Here is a 16179-nt window from a genome sequence, read left to right as displayed (position 1 = left end):
CAGTTCTTTTGAGAAACACAAGGATGAAAGTCGCACGGTTCACATACCGATCAATTTGTATTTACTTTATAGGATGATATTATTTACATTCATAAAAATGACGGTATTCGAAGATGCCACAAAACTGAAGTCGGAAAAAATGAAGTAATGAACGGGGAGATGCGCAAAGATTTTATGACGAGCTGATTGTCAGACTTTAAATCATACACTGAAGGAAATTACTCCTTCAGTGTAATTAACAGATTAGAGTTTATTGCCTTCTAAAGTGCTTATACTTTTAGCGGGTACTATTAACGAATAGACACCTGAGCTATTCGGATTTACAGCGCCGACATTACCCCAATGCCCCGAACTGCTTGCGGTGGTTTGGTAATTGTTCAATGCGCCGCTTGCAAAACCCGTAAGGTTGATATCCAATGGAACTGCTGCGGTTCCCGTGTTGGTGACAACCAATGCAAACTTTCCTGTTTGGGGATCTTTGTAAGCTGAAATCAATAAGCCATTTGCATTTTGAACCGCTACATTGATTCGCATATAACCTGCTTTGATAAACCTGGAATAGTGTCCCATCACATCATACGTTTTTGGAAATTCCAAAGAACCATCACTTTTTGTGCATATGAGTGCTTCATTATTTTGAAAAGCTAACATACCTAACCAAAACACATACGCATTGGCATTACAATCTGCAAGAAGTTTATGCATGTTAACCGCCAGTTTGAGGCCGCCTTCAATGCCGCTGTCATAATTCCCACCGTCATCTGAAGCTTCTGTTACCCACATTGGTTTGCCACCAATACTAAAATTCCACATGGAAGGACTCTGGTTAAATCCACGTTGTCCAGAAATAATCCCACTGATCTCAACGTAGCCATGTCCTGCAAGGATGTCGACTTTGCTTCTGTCCATGCCGGAAAGGAAATTATCGGCAGTTCCCCAGGCCGCATTTTCAGAAGATATAATCTTGGTCGATTGCAGACCAGCGCTGTTTAATTCAGGACGTAGATTGTTGGTAATAAATTGTCCCAAATGGGAGGAGTTCCAATAAGAAGCATCCCAGTCTGAAAAGACATTTTCAGGTTCATTTGATGGGGAGATAGCATTGATGGTGATGCCTTCATTCTGAAATGATTTTACAAATCCAGTCAAATAGCGTGCAAAAGCTGTTGAAGAGGTATTAAAATTAAGTCCATTAAACCATTTCCCGGAAATACTGCTCGTATTGGTCTTCATGTATAATGGTGGAGTCCATGTACTTGCCATAACGAAGGGGACTTCATAGCGTTCTTTCGCTTTTTTGATGATCCAGACCTGCCCAAGCTGTTCTTTTTCGTCTGCTGTCAAATTCTGATATGTTGCACTATTGGGATCCACGTCAATCGAAACTCCTGCAGGTTTAATGGTAACGACCTTGGTCTGTTGGTTAAAAGGGTAGGTATGAAGTACCTTACCACGAAGGATATTCAGTTTCAACCCACTGCCTCCCCATAAATAATCCAGGATACTATCTCTTTTTGCGGATTCAAAGAATGGAACAATCCGACCTCCGAATGCACCAAATCCATCAATCTTTTGATTGGTTTGATCCCAATTCAATGTTGCAATTGTAGCTCCTGCTTGCGCGGATACTGCAGCTTTTTTGTTAAGTTGTGCCTCTGGATTCTCAAGAGTCAAAGAATTTTTTTGGCAGCTAAAAATAGAAAATGTGGAAACTACGGCGAAAACAGTATAAAGTCTGTTCCAGCGACTGGTTAATTTTAACATAACTTAGTTTTTAAGATTTGTGAATGAATCATTAATTTAATTGTGCTTGGTTTTTCAAGCGGTTCTCATCGTCGTTGTTTTGTTTGCCTCCTTTCTTTAGTTAAAAAAATAAACATTCACCGATTTCCACATTGGTTAGTTTCCGAAAATTAATAAAATTTTGGGATAATTTATTATTACTCTTATTGTTTTAATTTTATTTTTTATTGATTTAAACATAAGTACATATTTTTTTAATGGTGACTTAATTTTACCCCTTCTTTTCTGCCGAAGATGGAGATTAAACTTGTCATTGATTACGCATTAAAAACTGATGTCTGATGGCATTTTCAAGTTCACCCACCATGTGTTGATCAACGGTATCGTTGACAATAATGACGATGCCATAATTGTATGTCGAATACAGCACACATAAGGTATTATAGCCTATTTTAGTATTCCCATCGTGATAGAAATAGCGGGCACCACGTTCATCACGATTGATCATCCAACCGAGCCCCATACCAAATCCATCGTCTTTTCCATAGGTCAGTTGATGTGTTAGACGAAGGGCTTTATCCTTTAATTTGAGGTTGGCTTCGATGTAGGTTAACATATCATTGATCGTTGAATTCATTGTTGGACCAAAGTAAAATCCCCTCAAATTGGCAAATGGAACAGGCTGACCTTTATTATTATGGCCTTGTACAATGTCGTTTTTTTGCAACTCATTCAGGTAGGGGATTGTATGGTACATGCCAAGGTGCCTCTTCAGATATGCGCTGATAAGATGTTCATAGGAATTCTTATAGCTATTTTCCAACAGCGCAACAAGTACCATTACAGCCATGCTATTGTAGCTGAATTTTGTGCCTGGAGTACTGTCCAGCTCGGCTTTCCTCAGGTCGTTGAATAGGCTGTCACGACTATAATTTCCAAGGTAGTCTACCTGTTGTGGAATAGTGAGTCTCTTTAAACTATCGGCAGCTTTGGTAGAAAGCAATCTGAAAGTCTTTGGAAGTGCTGAAGTATGATTTGCAAGATGCTTAACAAGGATTCCATGGCCGTCGTATTGCAAATTGGGATAGTTTCCGGGTAAGTATTTACGGATATCGTCATCTAGGTTGATTTTCTTCTCAATGACTGCTTGTGCAAGTAAAGCGGCTACAAAGGTTTTCGCTACCGATCCAACGTTGTAATAGTTATTGGCCTTTGGTAGCTTTTCTTTACTGTAGTTGTATGCGATTTTTTTTCCCTTGGTATAAATTCCGATCGATACACTGTAGGTGTGTTCGTTCGAGAGGTAATCTGTAGCCAGTTGATTGATAGTGGTATCGAGCCAAGTTTTTAGTTTATTGTCAGTTTTAACGGATTCAAGATACTGTCCTTTTAGTGAAGGACTATGTAGTAGCAATAAGGTGCCTAAAAGAATTGTGAAGGATTTTGACAACATATTCATAAACGTTTTAGTACTGTTGATGTTGGTATCTATCGTGGGTATTTGGAGAAGCCTTTCGATTACTTATCACCTTGTGGCATGTATCAATTGTATGTACCAAATTGTTACTGAAAGATACAAATTATTACTGTAAATATGGCAAAGCTTAGTTTATGAAGCGACGGTAGCCCTGTTGGAATATTGTTCTTATTTATGTGTTTTATAGACAAATTTTGTCGTGTATTTAGGCTTGATTTATAGCGTATGTTTCTATAAATTTATTTTAGAAATATCGTGATTTATTTCTCTCTGAACGAGAACAATATAGCAATGAAAGCCAATGTCCGAAAATAATTTTGCTGAACTTTATAAAACTTGGTCGACGGATCAGTTGTTGTCTGTGGTAGACAATCCCGATCACTATGAGCCTTCTGTGCTTGAAGCTGCCGAGATTGAATTAAAAGGTCGACAGTTGACCACCGAGGAGTTGACAGCAGCAATATATGTGCTTAACCAGCGAGAAGCGGAAAAAGAGACTAATTTTGATACAATAAAAACCAAAGAACAATGGGCTATTACCGGTAGATTTGATACGCCCAGGGCACAAGTGGTCAAAAGAAGTATCGTGCGGATCTCATTTTTTACAGGTATCCTCATTGTATTTAAAGGCTATAATCTTTTTCCTGCACTGGTATATCCGATCAAATCTTTCAAAGAGCTACCGGATACCTACACATTACTGTCCTACTGCTCACACTCTTTTTTGCAAGTTCCTCATCCATGGTTGTTTCTACCTTGATGTACATGCTCTTGCAAAGCAGCAGGGAGACCAAAATTTTAGTGGAGTTCAATCCAATTCTACAGCCATATCCTTTGGAGATGTATATCTTACCAATTCTGCTCTATGGTTTTTTGACGTGGATTTTGTGCACAAAAAAAATACGTGAATGGCTTTAATGCCGATTAATTTCTACTTTTGAATGCAAACCTGCTTTCGTGGTTTTTTTGGAAGTTCGCGACTTCAAATTTTGTAGCCGTTACTAAACAAAGAACAGTTGCTATAGGGACAATAGACTAATAAATAGTGTATGAATATTATTGAAAGCATAAAAAAGACGAATTGGTTGCATATCGCATTATTTTACGTATTGCTGATGGTGGGAACTTTTGCCATACGGAAGCTTCCTAATATTTTCCAGATGGCTATGAAAGATGTTTTCAGTTTTCCATTGCCCTGGAATATGAATCACGGATTTATGATTCTGATTATCTCGGCATTTTTTTATGCTTTGTCAAAAGTCGTTTCCACCGTTACACTTTTTGGCCCTAATAAAACAAAGTCACTTTTGTTTCCATTCTTTTTATTCGCAGGATATGGTATTTATGGATTCAAAAATAATTACGGTGTCGATGAGCACGTTTGGGCACTGTTGTTCTGCCTGTTTACATTGCTGTATGATATCATGGAGGAATTTACTTGGCGGGGCTATTTGAATGACAGTCTAGGTGAAATAAAATGGCCCATTAAAAGTGTGATAACGGGAATGTTTTGGGCGATTTGGCATCTTTTAATTTTTGATAATTTCAGCCAATTTGGTGGCTTTGCCGGATTTGTGCTTTTGTGTATTGTCTTTTCATTTGTATTGACTTTCTCCACCATAAGAACCAATTCAATTATAGCTCCAGCAACTTTGCACGCACTGTTGGGGAAGACAAATTTAGTCACCCTGTTATTATTTATACTGTTTATTATTTTATTGCTTTTTTGGAACAAGAAATTCAAGGGATCAACCAGCGAGGCTGGACTCAAATCGTAGGGAATTGCTAGATGACCATTGCTGCACACAGCCGATCAATTTTGAGTACTGACCGTAAGGAGCAGAGGATATACAGCATAGCGATCTATAAATAAACTGCTGCTCCCTAGGCCATTTAGACTATTCGGCAAGTTTATCGGCATGTCGATGCATAAGTTTCCAGATACCCTGCTCTTTTCTGAAGATTTCGGTGATTCTGAGATTGAAAATCACCACGGTATCTTGCCCTTTTACGTTGACGGACGAACGTTGTATACCCGTCCAGTAGGCTAGCGTATCGCTTGCATCTTGATGGATCACTTCAAATTTGTTTTGTGCACGCGGAAGAAAATTGGAAGCTCCTTTTCGATTAAAATCATTGACCTGGGATACTCCAGAAATGTATATTCCATTGGGTGGAAAAATTGTTGCAGGCTCATTTGAGACAGAAATATCTTTTAGGGAGTCAAAATGGCCTTCCACAAAATCTGTTGAGGCTTTTAACCGGGCAGCCATAAATTTTTCAAAATCCAAGAGTGCATTATTACCTGTTTTCATATCTTTTATCTTTGTTTAATTACACAAAGTTCCTAAAATGAAATTATTCTAACCTGTGACAATCGTCACATAATGTCAAGAGTTTAGCCTTCTTCGACGAATTCTGCTTAGGGTTTCTCGAGCTACCCCCAAAAAGGAAGCCAATTGAGAAAGGGGCACACGTTGTAGGATTTCAGGGTATTTTCTTTCTAGATAAGACAACCGTTCAGCAGCCGAATAGCATATAAATAGATTAGCAAACTCTTCCTGTCGCGAGGCAAACTGCCTGATGCAATGCCGTCCCAACCGCTCTATTTCCGTGACTTTCATTGCGAGTTCAAAGAGTTTTGTCTTATCGAAAATAATAGCCGTTAAGTTCTCACAAGCAACAATGTTAAATTCTGATTTCTTGCCGCTGCCAAAACTTTGAATGTTGGTGGCAATATCGTTTTCAAAGAAGAATCCGATGTTTTTGACGGTTCCGTCTATAACATAATAACTTCTACAATAGCCTTTATCGATAAAAAAGAGCGAATTGCAAACTTTCCCCTGTTCTAGCAGCAAATCATTTTTTTTGAAGTTGCGCAATGTCAATGTTGGCTGTAGTAAGTGCCAGCTATCCGTCGAAAAATCAACCAGTGCGTGAATGTAATTTCGGAGATTGTCCATGGTTAAACGGTTTCATCGTCGTAGTGGCGCATAATGTAGTAAAAATAGTCTATCATCTTCAGGTAGTTTTCAATGCTAATGTATTCATTGGTACTATGCATACTCTGCTGTTCAGCGTGATTAATTTTAATGGGCATAAAGCGATAAATATGATCACTGAGATTTTGGTATTTGATAGCGTCGGTTCCGCCAACGGTCAGGTAAGGCGTAACAATAAGATCAGGGTACATCCTGCGGATTGAAGCTTCCATCATCTTATAGGCTTTAACGTCTGTTGGTGAGACTTTGGATGCTTCTCGGGCATTGTCGACCTGTTCGATTTCAACATCAAACCCGCTTGTAGCCTGCTCGACATGATGCCGAACTTCCTGTAGGCTGTTTTCAGGCAGTAGCCTAAAATTGACAACAAATTCAACTTCAGGTGAAAGTACATTGGGGGCGTCGCTGCCTTTCATCATCGTCAGTGCCGTAGTTGTTCGCACGAGGGCATTAGTCGAATGGTTTTTCGTTAGTTGAGCCAGAAGTAAAGGCTCCATAATCCAGCGATTAGCGATCGCAAAACGGGAGGTAAAAGACATACTACCACCGACCTGTTGAAAAAAGTTTTGGATAATAGGGCTGATCTGTGCTTTCATCTGGTGATTTTCTAAGCGTTGCATGATGACTGCTGCTTTACCAATTGCACTCGTTGTTGGCGGCATCGAAGAGTGCCCACCAAGACCTTTAACCTTAATTTTCAGGGATAAAAATCCCTTCTCCGCGCAACCGATCAAAGCTACATCGGAGCTGATTCCCTTGACCGAGCCCTTCTCCAGAATGAGTCCACCCTCGTCATAAACGGCTTCGAATTTAAGGCCCTTTTCTTTGAAGTAGTCTGCGATTTTGGCCGCGCCCCGTACGCCACCAACTTCTTCATCAAAACCAAAAGCGAGGTAGATATCCCGCTTCGGCTGTACCTGTTCTCGAACCAACTGTTCCGTAGCTTCAAGTAAGGAGAAGAGCATGCCTTTCATGTCTAAGGCTCCGCGGCCATAAATGCGGCCCTTGGCTACTGCCCCCGAAAAAGGAGCATAGTCCCATTCTTCAGCTATTTCACTAACGGGCGGTACAGCCTGCTCTCTAGGCTGAAATAGCGTTGAATCGTTGTTTTTTATAGCAGCAGAACCTGGAGGTACCACATCCATATGCGAAAGAAAGAGTAGCGGAAGTAAGCTATTGTCGCTTCCCTTGAGTCGAATGACTAACGCATGGCCATTGACGGTATAGGTTTCCAGGGAGCGATAGATCAGTGGAAAATTGTGCCTGATGTAAGTATTAAGTTCTTCAAAAGGAACATGATTAAATAATGTCGAGTCGCCGATAGAGATTGTGGCTATTTTGATGCCGCCGGCAAATCGGGCAACAATGCTATCATTGACCGCTGGTTGCACAGGCGCTGCAGCAGATTTTTTGACACGGGTAAACGGGTAAGTCAGCGTTCTAATTAGAAGCGCAATGATAAATAGGATAAGTAAGACAAAAAAGATTAAGAGAATTTTCTTCATAACAGACTTCATATCAGTATAAGAACTTACCATATATACGCTGGAAATAACTTATCCAGCGCATATCCTGTTGTTTCTAGTAGAACACGAAAGCCCTTCGTTTGTTTCTTATTTTCCGTTAATTGTGCAATAGCTCAAATTCCTGTTGAACCGTTTCTTGCCCATTAACGATAATTGAAATTTTATGTTTCCCTGCATAGAATTTTCGGGTAGTAATCAATTTAAAAGATTGCTTTCGCTCGATACGGTTTATTTCGGCCCCCTGATAAGTTCGTTCGCTAATTTTAAAAACCTTTCGAGATAGCTGACCATTTGACTTTTGATAATATAATCCATACTCCAAACGTAATGACCTGGCGCTGCTGCTTCCATTCTCAATTTCAAAGGAAAAAATAAGGTGTTCACCTATTTTAACCGCCGGTGTATGGATGCTGAGATTCCTAATATGAAAATCACTACTATCCAGTCCATAAAAGTTTAGAATCGCTGGATGCCCTTGTTTGAGTAAGGTGCGGCAGCCATGTTTGATGATGGCATCTGTATTTTTACTGATGCCATTCCATTGCTGGGCAATAGTCAGAACGAGATGGGGATGATCTTTGGCAATATCGTTGAGATTGTTGGCTACACTTCTTCTGACGCTCTCGGATGGGTCATTATGGAGGTTTTGGAGGATGGGCAGGATAGGGGAAGGGTCGTTTTTTAACGATGGAATTGCCATCGCCCAGGGGAGTCGGGGCCTCGATCCTTCACTTGCAAGGCGTCGAACCTGAGAATGTGGGCTTTTAGACCATCTTTCCATTTCCGCGATCATACGAGATCCATAGTTGATAATAAATGGACGAACGGCAAATTCGCAGGTTATAAATCTCGTGACGATTTCAAATGACTGTACAGCTGTTTCAAAATCTCCGATACCGTAAGTTTCTATATAGTCCGGAAAAATAACATATTCAAGGCCTCCCGGATGCTTCGTTTCTAGGAACTGTTCCACCACTTGTGTTAGTAAGGCTGCTGCTTCGGGAAAAGATGCCGGCATAAATTCGTGCAAGGCCGCTGTGCTGTGTTTTGTACGCTGTTTCCATTCCATTTCATGAAAACTGTCTGAAAAAATGCGTTTGATAAACTGTTCTCTGTTAAAATTGTTGTCAACGCGGTGGAACTGATCGGCAATAAACTGATAAAATTCCCGTGTATATATATCTTTAATAAGGGCCATGAGCTGAACAATAGCTGTTAAATTTCGATTAATGAAGACAAGATACTATTTTTTAGACTTTAGTATCTTGTCATGTGAGCGGATTAGTTCGTGGCTTCTACGCCAAATTTTTTGATCGCCTCAGGGCTCAGCGGAGTGAAAAAGTTAAGCATGTTACCATCGGGATCACAAAAAAGCAATGAGCGATTACCCCAAGGCATTGTTGTCGGTTCCTGAATGATTTTTGAAGCACTATTTTTGATCCGAATATATTCATGATCTACATTTTCAACTAAAAATTCAATAATAATGGGGGCCATGTTGCCAAAAGTAGTGAGGCTGTCACTAAACATTTGCATCGTGCGAGTACTTCCTATAGCTAGGGTAATCGAACTGGTGGAAAGCTCGGCAAAATCTGGTGTAAACCATTGTGCGGTGAGCCCAAGGATTTCTTCATAGAATCTGACGGACTGCTGAATGTCGTTTGCAATCAGTCGAATGGATGTTAGTTTCATGCTGATATAAATTTTATTGATAACAAAGTTAAACGGGCTATTGACAATAGTTTGTCAATAGCCCGTTCGAAATTGTCCATAAATTTGCTTATCATCGCGAGATTAATACGTCGTCAATAATTCCAAATTCTTTGGCTTCTGCAGCAACCATCCAGTGATCCCGGTCGCTGACATCATGTACACGTTGATAACTCTGTCCACTGTGTTTGGCAATAATATCGTTCAGCTCTTTCTTGATTTTCAGTACTTGATTGGCCGTAATTTCGATGTCCGAAGCCTGTCCCTGTACACCGCCAAGCGGCTGATGAAGCATCACCCTTGCGTGTTCCAGCGCGCTACGTTTGCCGGCAGCACCGCCGCAGAGTAATATCGCACCAAAGGAGAGTGCCATGCCGGTACAGATCGTTGCAACATCCGGGCTGATCAATTGCATCGTATCATAAATACCTAATCCCGCGTAAACTTCGCCTCCGGGAGAGTTGATATACAGTTGTATATCTTTTTTTGGGTCAACAGATTGAAGGAATAACAGCTGGGCTTGTACGATATTGGCGATGTTGGATTCTACAGCAGCGCCCATAAAGATAATACGGTCAATCATCAATCTGGAAAATACGTCCATCTGCGATACGCGCAATTCGCGTTCTTCGGTGATATACGGCGTCATGGCCAGCGGAATGCGTGACTGCTCGATACCTGAAATATAATGATCTACCAGATCTTTTTGGACATAACAATGCCCTACCGCAAATTTGCGGAACTCATTTTTGTCAATCGTCATGATGTTAGGAATTTAGAATTTGCTAAATAACTTTATTATTTTTTTTCTAAAAGAGACATGTTCGGGATGTGTAAATAGTTCCTGCGTTATGGCTTCAATTTCCATTTTCACTTGTTTACGTCCGAATTGCCGAATAGCTGCATAAGCTTTTTGTTGGGCAATAACCTTGTCTGCCAACTCTTCGTCCAACGCCAATTTCGCTTCAAAAAGCAGTGCATCTTCCGGCTCAGCTATTCCAAAGATATACGCTTCTATCTGCTGGGTTTCATTCCATGAAGTCATCATAAACCAGGGATTTTTGTTTAACGGATTCTCTAACTTTCTCCAGGCATTTAAATTTTTGAACAGTGGCGCTCCTTGCTCCCGAATAGCCATATTCATCTGCAATTTCCTGCAGTGACATTTGATCATAATAAAAGCTTTTCAAGAGTTCTAAACATTTACGCCCAGCAGTCTCCAAAAAACGAAAAAGCCTTGTGCTAGAAGGAGACTCTTCGGTTGTCAAAGCAATATCCACTTGATCTAGGGGAAGATTTGGACTGGATTGACCATACCGTTTTAACCATAGATTTTTGGCTGTTCCAACCAAATAGCCAATATCGTTGTTTAGTGGTGCTGCTGTTAAAAGAATCTTTTCATAATACACCAGCAAAGCGTCCTGAAATACATCTTTGGCTTCATCCAAATTACCACCCGTGCGACTGATATACTTAGCCACGATGGGAAATGTAGTTTTATACAAGTTCATAAAGAGCACCTGTCGGTCTATTGTTCGATTTGAATTGATCAATTGTTGCATAGCAATATCATTTATAGACATGTACCAATTTAGCGAAAAGTATCACCTTTTATTTGAAAAATTAGTTAAACAAAAATGCTTCCCAAAAAAGGGAAGCATTCATTCGCTTATTCGAGTTCGCTTATTCCAGTTTATGTTTCCGCTGCTCAGGGCTATTTTTTTAAATTCAGTTCCATCTGGATATTACATCGTTGATAAGGACTTGGATATCCGCTAATCTTTTGGAACCCCAACTTGTAATAGAGATTGATTGCAGGTTTTAAAATGGTGTTGCTCTCGAGAAACAGTTTTGAAGCCCCTAAGGTTTTTGCTTCTTCAATAATTGCTCTTCCCAAAAGGTAGCCTATACTTTTGCCTTGCACTGTTGGGGATACCGCCATTTTTGCCAATTCATAGTCAAAATCGGGATGATTCATTTTAATAAGTGAGCATACACCTACAGGTTCATCATTATAAAGAGCAACCATAATTTTGCCCCCTTTTGCCAAAATATACTCCTCGGGGTTGTCAAGTGCTTTATGGTCAGTTTCTTCCATTTCAAAATAGGTGGAAATCCATTCCTCATTCAAAGACTTAAATGCCCGGCGGTATGTTGAATTGTATGGAACAATGTTGACATCCTTACTTTCACGTATTTTCTTTTGTTCCTGAACGCGTTTCAGCAAGGATTTTTGTTCAAGGAGAAATTCCCATTCAGCTAAAGCTTCCCATAGATTGTGCGTGGCTTCCTGGATAATCCCATCTATGGCGCGATCGATATCGATGCATTGAATTTTCATTCTTTCCCAAAGCATTTTTCCTTTATCGGTCAATCCAACCATATTTCGCCGTTTATCTACAGAGCGAAGGTTATCCTCTACAAGACCTGCGTTGATCATTTCTTTGACGATTTTAGTGACTGATGGCTGGGAATGGCCAATCTCTGTTGCTATATCGGTAATTGTTTTTGAATCACCCTCAGACAAGATAAAGAAAACGGGAAACCACTTGGGCGCAAAATCAATCTGATAAAGCTCATGTAATCGGGCGGCCTCTTCTGTGATATTTGAAGCCATGTAGCGCAATCTGCTGCCTAATGCTATTTTTCCTGTTTTTTCAAATAGTTCCATCGTATTATAAGTAATTATATAACCAGTTATGTAAATGTAGAAAAATAATTTAAATGTTGTAAAATTTAAATTTTAAAATTCTGTTAAAACAAAAATATATGGTTGCTTTTTTCGTTATATTTCAATAAATTCAAACCATAAAAAACCAGAACCCCTTAAATTAGACCAAAGGATATGAACGAGTTAGAAACTTATTTCCGAAATAATGATGCGAAGCTAATTAATAAATGGATGCATTATTTCGATGTATACGATAGACACTTTAGTCGTTTCAAAGGCAAAGAAATCGTGGTGTTGGAAGTTGGGGTTTTTCAGGGCGGCAGTCTTCAGATGTGGAAGAACTATTTTGGTGATCGTGCGAAAATTTACGGTATTGACATCAATCCGCACTGTAAGGAACTCGAAGAAGAAAATGTAGAGATATTTATTGGTTCACAGTCGGACCGGAAGTTCCTGCGCAAGGTAAAGGAATCCATTCCGCCGATCGATATATTGATTGATGATGGTGGTCATACGATGAAACAACAAATTGTGACATTTGAGGAGCTTTTTGATCATGTGAAAGATAATGGTGTATATCTTTGTGAAGATTTGCATACCTCTTATCAGGTATTTTACGGCGGTGGCCATAAAAGGAACGGTACTTTTATTGAATACAGTAAAAATTTTATTGATTACATCAATGCTTACCATTCCGAGCAACGTGGATTGAAGGTCAATGGATTTACGCGTTCGGTAAGTTCCCTACACTACTATGATAGCATCTTGGTCGTGGAGAAGCATCGAAGGGATGAAGCGCCAATACATATGAAAACAGGGGCGGCGACAGTGAAAGATTTCAATGCGGCTCCCACAGGATTCGATGGATTAAAATGGAAGATTAAGAAACCTGCTTTGACCATGATCAACAAGTTGCTCCGTTTTTTCCGTATTGGCGGGTTTATGTGGCGTTAATAGTCTGTGGAGATAGCATCTTTTCGTTCATGTGTATTGTGTTGTTAGCTGAAAAAGACGCTTAAAACGTATTTCTTTCCTAAAAAATTATAAAATAGTTGAATTTGTATACTGAAGGAATGATTATGGTAACATTTTGTAAGCTTCAATAGATTAAATTTGTAATGTAACACAAATTACATCTACTAAAAATATACTTACCTCGCTCCGGTTTCCAAGAATCCGTCAAGTTCCACCGGAGTGGGTAAGTTTCTTTACGCTATAATATATGTTCATTTGTTCCTTGAGCACTGCAATATTTAACTGCAATATTTAATTGTTTGGTAGCTTATCCTTTTTAATACGCATAGATTCTATTGTGTTAATGTTGGATGGTCCCGCCGCAATACAATGTTCTATTTCGATTTTCCGACGCAGATCCTCAGAGTTTAGTTCAGCTTTCCTTTTAGAAAAGATTTAAGTATGTGCATGCTGTTGATATATGAGCGTCAAAATTATAGTGGACTTCATGTTTGTATATTGGACAAATGAAAAAATACTTGCCTTGTTGATCAATAAATTTGTAAACAAATGGAGTGATTAGGATAACGAACCAACGGACTAATGATTAGCTTTGTTTTATTACGATAGGGCAAATTGTAGTTGCAATATGTCGCCCTTCATTTCTCCAGAAAAATTTACCGGCGAAAACTTAGAATCGTACGGACCAGTTTAGTTGTTAATCTAAAAGATTAGATTAACAAGGACTTACAAGAAAACAAAAAAGGCAGATCATTTAATCTGCCTTTTGGGTAAGTAATCGGGCTCGAACCGACGACCCCTAGAACCACAATCTAGTGCTCTAACCAACTGAGCTATACCTACCGTGATTTTGATGTCACAAAAGTAGTATTATAGCTTATATGTTCCAAATGTTTTTTAAACTTTTTGACTAAACAATTGTCTATCAAAAGGTATAATTTTCAAGCATGCCCGTTTAGCGACCCTGGAGAATAATATCTAGGTAATATTTTCAGGTTAAATGCCTAAAGAAGCAGCTTGGTCTTTAATTTGTATACTATAGTTTATGGGAAAATTTTTAAAATTTTTAATTATCGTAGCCATTTTGGCAGTGGGCGCTTGGTTCGTGTATAAAAAATATAACAGCGGACCGGCAGTGGAAAGCAAACATCAGTTGTTGGTGGATCGCATTGAAGCAATGGGAAAACTGGAATTGGTCAAATACCGCTATAGCGATGTTGTGGAGCATAAAAACGTGAATACGTTTTTGCCGGATGCAAGCGTATTGTTAATCGTCAAAGCAGATGCTGTAGGCTGTGTGAACCTTACAAAACTTAATCCGGAAGATATCAAGGTTGTAGGAGATTCGGTTTCCATCAAATTGCCGGCTCCAGAAATCTGCTACATTAAGATCGATCATGAAGCATCCAAAGTCTATGATACCAAAATGGCGTTCTTGCGCGAAGCAGAGCTTGTGGATGAAGCTTACAAAGCGGCGGAAAAAGCTGTTGCTGATGATGTTAAGAAGTCAGATATTCTGCAGCAAACCAAGGCCAACGCAACAACCGTGTTTAAACCGCTCTTACAGGGATTGGGGTTTTCAAAAATCAATCTGACTTTCGAATAAATCCAACAAAAAAGCTAGGCAATGTTAACATTGTCTAGCTCTCTACAATAAATCTAATGTCCAGACACCTCAGGACGAGGATCTCATAATCAAACTATTATCACGTTAAGAACAATAGCCAAGTTATATTCGTTTTACTTTTTTGTCGATGTATCGGGCTGTGGTGTTGGCGGGATTTCTCCACGGGATTCTGCAGATGTGGTATCGCGATATTGTATAGTCGTGGTATCGTTGGGAACGGAGTCCCGCATCAGTTCCTTTGACTTTTGATCATCAGTTTTAACGCCATTACATCCATAGGCTGCTAAGCAAATTAGACCGACGGCAATTAAGTTTGTTGGGTTTTTCATATTATTTATTGTTTAATGATAGCATATTGCTGCATACGCTCAGCCGAAGAACAAAGGTCAAATAAAAATGGTTTTGGATTTTCAAATTAGCTATTATGATATAAAAAGGAATCCAACCTTATATTCTTATTTTTTAGATGAATTATGTTGTAAAAAACTTTTTACAATTGAGTGCTGTTCCTATGAGTAAATAAGTTCATTAAACAGATAGATATGATTCAGATACTGCTTGTCGACGACCATCATCTGGTAAGGAGTGGTTTTCGGCTGATTTTGGAAACGCAAGATGATATCGCTGTTTTGGCTGATGTTGAAAGTGCTGAGGCAGCCTTGGATGTTTTAAAAATCAATCATCGACCGGATATGATCCTTACTGATATCAATATGGGCAAAATGGGAGGGATACCCCTCATTAAATTTGCCAAACAAAACTACCCAGATATAAAAATCCTTGCGTTGACGATGGAAAATGACAAACATATCGCCGCAGATGCATTGCATGCCGGTGCAGATGGCTATTTAGTGAAAGATAGTAGTTGTGAAGAGGTACTTTTTGGTATTCGGCAAGTTTTTAAAGGAGAGAAATATATCAGTGGTTCCTTAGGTGTTTCCTGTCTTCATGCGTATAAAAACTATGCGGATAGGGTTCCTGACCTTAGTCGGATTTTGTTAAAATATGATATTTCAGAACGGGAATTGCACGTATTGAGACTGATCGCTGAGGGATACACCAACGGTGAAATTGCTGAGCGTATTTTTTTGAGCAAACGTACCGTAGAAGGACATCGACAAAAACTTATTGAGAAAACCAATACAAAAAACACCGCGGGCCTTGTCCGATTTGGTTTTCATCATATGCTTTTACATTAATTAAAAAACAAAAAATAGAGAAATATGGCTACAAAGAATGAAAACCGCGTTGTCGGGACCGAAATGGAAAAAAAGAAAAAGGTTAAGCTAGGAGTGGACGGGGAGGCACTTTGGGATGTAAACGATAAGGATCAAGGAGATGCCGAGGCTGGTGTAGACCCGCAGGTGGATCAGCTCAATGACATGCCCAATGACCCTGCTGATAGGCCCAAGGAAAAGAAGAAATAAAAAAGACCCGCATTTGCTGCG

General features: G+C 39.5%; 18 protein-coding genes and 1 tRNA gene. 6 read left to right on the top strand and 13 right to left on the bottom strand.

The window, feature by feature from the left end; translation table 11 throughout:
* Positions 1-243 precede the first annotated feature (243 nt).
* Together OK025_RS22450 and OK025_RS22445 are read right to left on the bottom strand one after the other, a co-directional pair.
* Positions 244-1764 (bottom strand): glycoside hydrolase, encoded by a 1521-nt coding sequence (locus tag OK025_RS22450; RefSeq protein ID WP_317666952.1) that lies wholly within the window; start codon positions 1762-1764, stop codon positions 244-246.
* A gap of 289 nt (positions 1765-2053) precedes the next feature.
* Entirely contained in the window at positions 2054-3196 is a 1143-nt protein-coding gene (locus OK025_RS22445) for a serine hydrolase domain-containing protein (RefSeq protein WP_317666951.1), read from the bottom strand.
* 325 nt (positions 3197-3521) lie between these two features.
* Between OK025_RS22445 and OK025_RS22440 the strand changes: the two genes are divergently transcribed.
* Positions 3522-3980: a hypothetical protein gene (locus OK025_RS22440; protein ID WP_317666950.1), complete on the top strand. Its 459-nt coding sequence runs from the start codon at positions 3522-3524 to the stop codon at positions 3978-3980.
* A 289-nt stretch (positions 3981-4269) separates the two neighbouring features.
* Entirely contained in the window at positions 4270-4998 is a 729-nt protein-coding gene (locus OK025_RS22435; protein ID WP_317666949.1) for a CPBP family intramembrane glutamic endopeptidase, read from the top strand.
* A gap of 120 nt (positions 4999-5118) precedes the next feature.
* Here OK025_RS22435 and OK025_RS22430 read toward each other — a convergent pair whose 3' ends face one another.
* The 9 genes from OK025_RS22430 to OK025_RS22390 form a co-directional block, all read right to left on the bottom strand.
* On the bottom strand, positions 5119-5535 hold the full coding sequence (locus OK025_RS22430; RefSeq protein WP_317666948.1) for a hypothetical protein: 417 nt from the start codon (positions 5533-5535) through the stop codon (positions 5119-5121).
* A 75-nt stretch (positions 5536-5610) separates the two neighbouring features.
* The gene (locus OK025_RS22425) at positions 5611-6183 is read right to left on the bottom strand and encodes a Crp/Fnr family transcriptional regulator (RefSeq protein WP_317666947.1); all 573 of its coding nucleotides are present in this window, start codon (positions 6181-6183) and stop codon (positions 5611-5613) included.
* Between the two features lie 2 nt (positions 6184-6185).
* Positions 6186-7727, bottom strand: a complete 1542-nt coding sequence (locus OK025_RS22420) for a M20/M25/M40 family metallo-hydrolase (RefSeq protein WP_317666946.1) — start codon at positions 7725-7727, stop codon at positions 6186-6188.
* A gap of 118 nt (positions 7728-7845) precedes the next feature.
* Positions 7846-8946: a DNA alkylation repair protein gene (locus OK025_RS22415; RefSeq protein WP_317666945.1), complete on the bottom strand. Its 1101-nt coding sequence runs from the start codon at positions 8944-8946 to the stop codon at positions 7846-7848.
* A gap of 83 nt (positions 8947-9029) precedes the next feature.
* Positions 9030-9440 carry a VOC family protein gene (locus OK025_RS22410; protein ID WP_317666944.1) on the bottom strand — a complete coding sequence of 137 codons (411 nt, stop codon included), beginning with the start codon at positions 9438-9440 and terminating at the stop codon, positions 9030-9032.
* 91 nt (positions 9441-9531) lie between these two features.
* Entirely contained in the window at positions 9532-10221 is a 690-nt protein-coding gene (locus OK025_RS22405) for an ATP-dependent Clp protease proteolytic subunit (protein ID WP_317666943.1), read from the bottom strand.
* Between the two features lie 12 nt (positions 10222-10233).
* Complete coding sequence (locus OK025_RS22400; RefSeq protein WP_317666942.1) at positions 10234-10506, bottom strand: hypothetical protein; 273 nt, start codon at positions 10504-10506, stop codon at positions 10234-10236.
* Positions 10487-11020 carry a sigma-70 family RNA polymerase sigma factor gene (locus OK025_RS22395; RefSeq protein ID WP_317666941.1) on the bottom strand — a complete coding sequence of 178 codons (534 nt, stop codon included), beginning with the start codon at positions 11018-11020 and terminating at the stop codon, positions 10487-10489. The genes OK025_RS22400 and OK025_RS22395 overlap by 20 nt, the downstream gene beginning before the upstream one ends.
* A 152-nt stretch (positions 11021-11172) precedes the next feature.
* Entirely contained in the window at positions 11173-12129 is a 957-nt protein-coding gene (locus OK025_RS22390) for a helix-turn-helix domain-containing GNAT family N-acetyltransferase (protein WP_317666940.1), read from the bottom strand.
* 174 nt (positions 12130-12303) lie between these two features.
* Between OK025_RS22390 and OK025_RS22385 the strand changes: the two genes are divergently transcribed.
* On the top strand, positions 12304-13083 hold the full coding sequence (locus OK025_RS22385; protein ID WP_317666939.1) for a class I SAM-dependent methyltransferase: 780 nt from the start codon (positions 12304-12306) through the stop codon (positions 13081-13083).
* A gap of 790 nt (positions 13084-13873) precedes the next feature.
* Here the strand turns inward: OK025_RS22385 and OK025_RS22380 are convergent.
* Positions 13874-13947 (bottom strand) — tRNA-His (locus OK025_RS22380).
* 202 nt (positions 13948-14149) lie between these two features.
* Between OK025_RS22380 and OK025_RS22375 the strand changes: the two genes are divergently transcribed.
* Positions 14150-14710: a DUF4230 domain-containing protein gene (locus tag OK025_RS22375; protein WP_075992545.1), complete on the top strand. Its 561-nt coding sequence runs from the start codon at positions 14150-14152 to the stop codon at positions 14708-14710.
* A 134-nt stretch (positions 14711-14844) separates the two neighbouring features.
* Here OK025_RS22375 and OK025_RS22370 read toward each other — a convergent pair whose 3' ends face one another.
* Positions 14845-15060 carry a hypothetical protein gene (locus tag OK025_RS22370; protein ID WP_317666938.1) on the bottom strand — a complete coding sequence of 72 codons (216 nt, stop codon included), beginning with the start codon at positions 15058-15060 and terminating at the stop codon, positions 14845-14847.
* A 213-nt stretch (positions 15061-15273) separates the two neighbouring features.
* Here OK025_RS22370 and OK025_RS22365 point away from each other — a divergent pair, with 213 nt between their 5' ends.
* Both OK025_RS22365 and OK025_RS22360 read left to right on the top strand, forming a co-directional pair.
* A complete protein-coding gene (locus tag OK025_RS22365) occupies positions 15274-15930 on the top strand; it encodes a response regulator transcription factor (protein ID WP_317666937.1) in 657 nt (218 codons plus the stop codon).
* Between the two features lie 24 nt (positions 15931-15954).
* Positions 15955-16158, top strand: coding sequence for a hypothetical protein (locus tag OK025_RS22360; protein WP_317666936.1), 204 nt, complete (start codon positions 15955-15957; stop codon positions 16156-16158).
* The last annotated feature ends 21 nt before the right edge of the window (positions 16159-16179 follow it).

It is taken from the genome of Sphingobacterium sp. UGAL515B_05 (assembly GCF_033097525.1).
Lineage (GTDB): Bacteria > Bacteroidota > Bacteroidia > Sphingobacteriales > Sphingobacteriaceae > Sphingobacterium.
The sequence above is the reverse complement of the archived record's forward strand: the minus strand, read 5'-3'. Positions and strand labels throughout refer to the sequence as shown.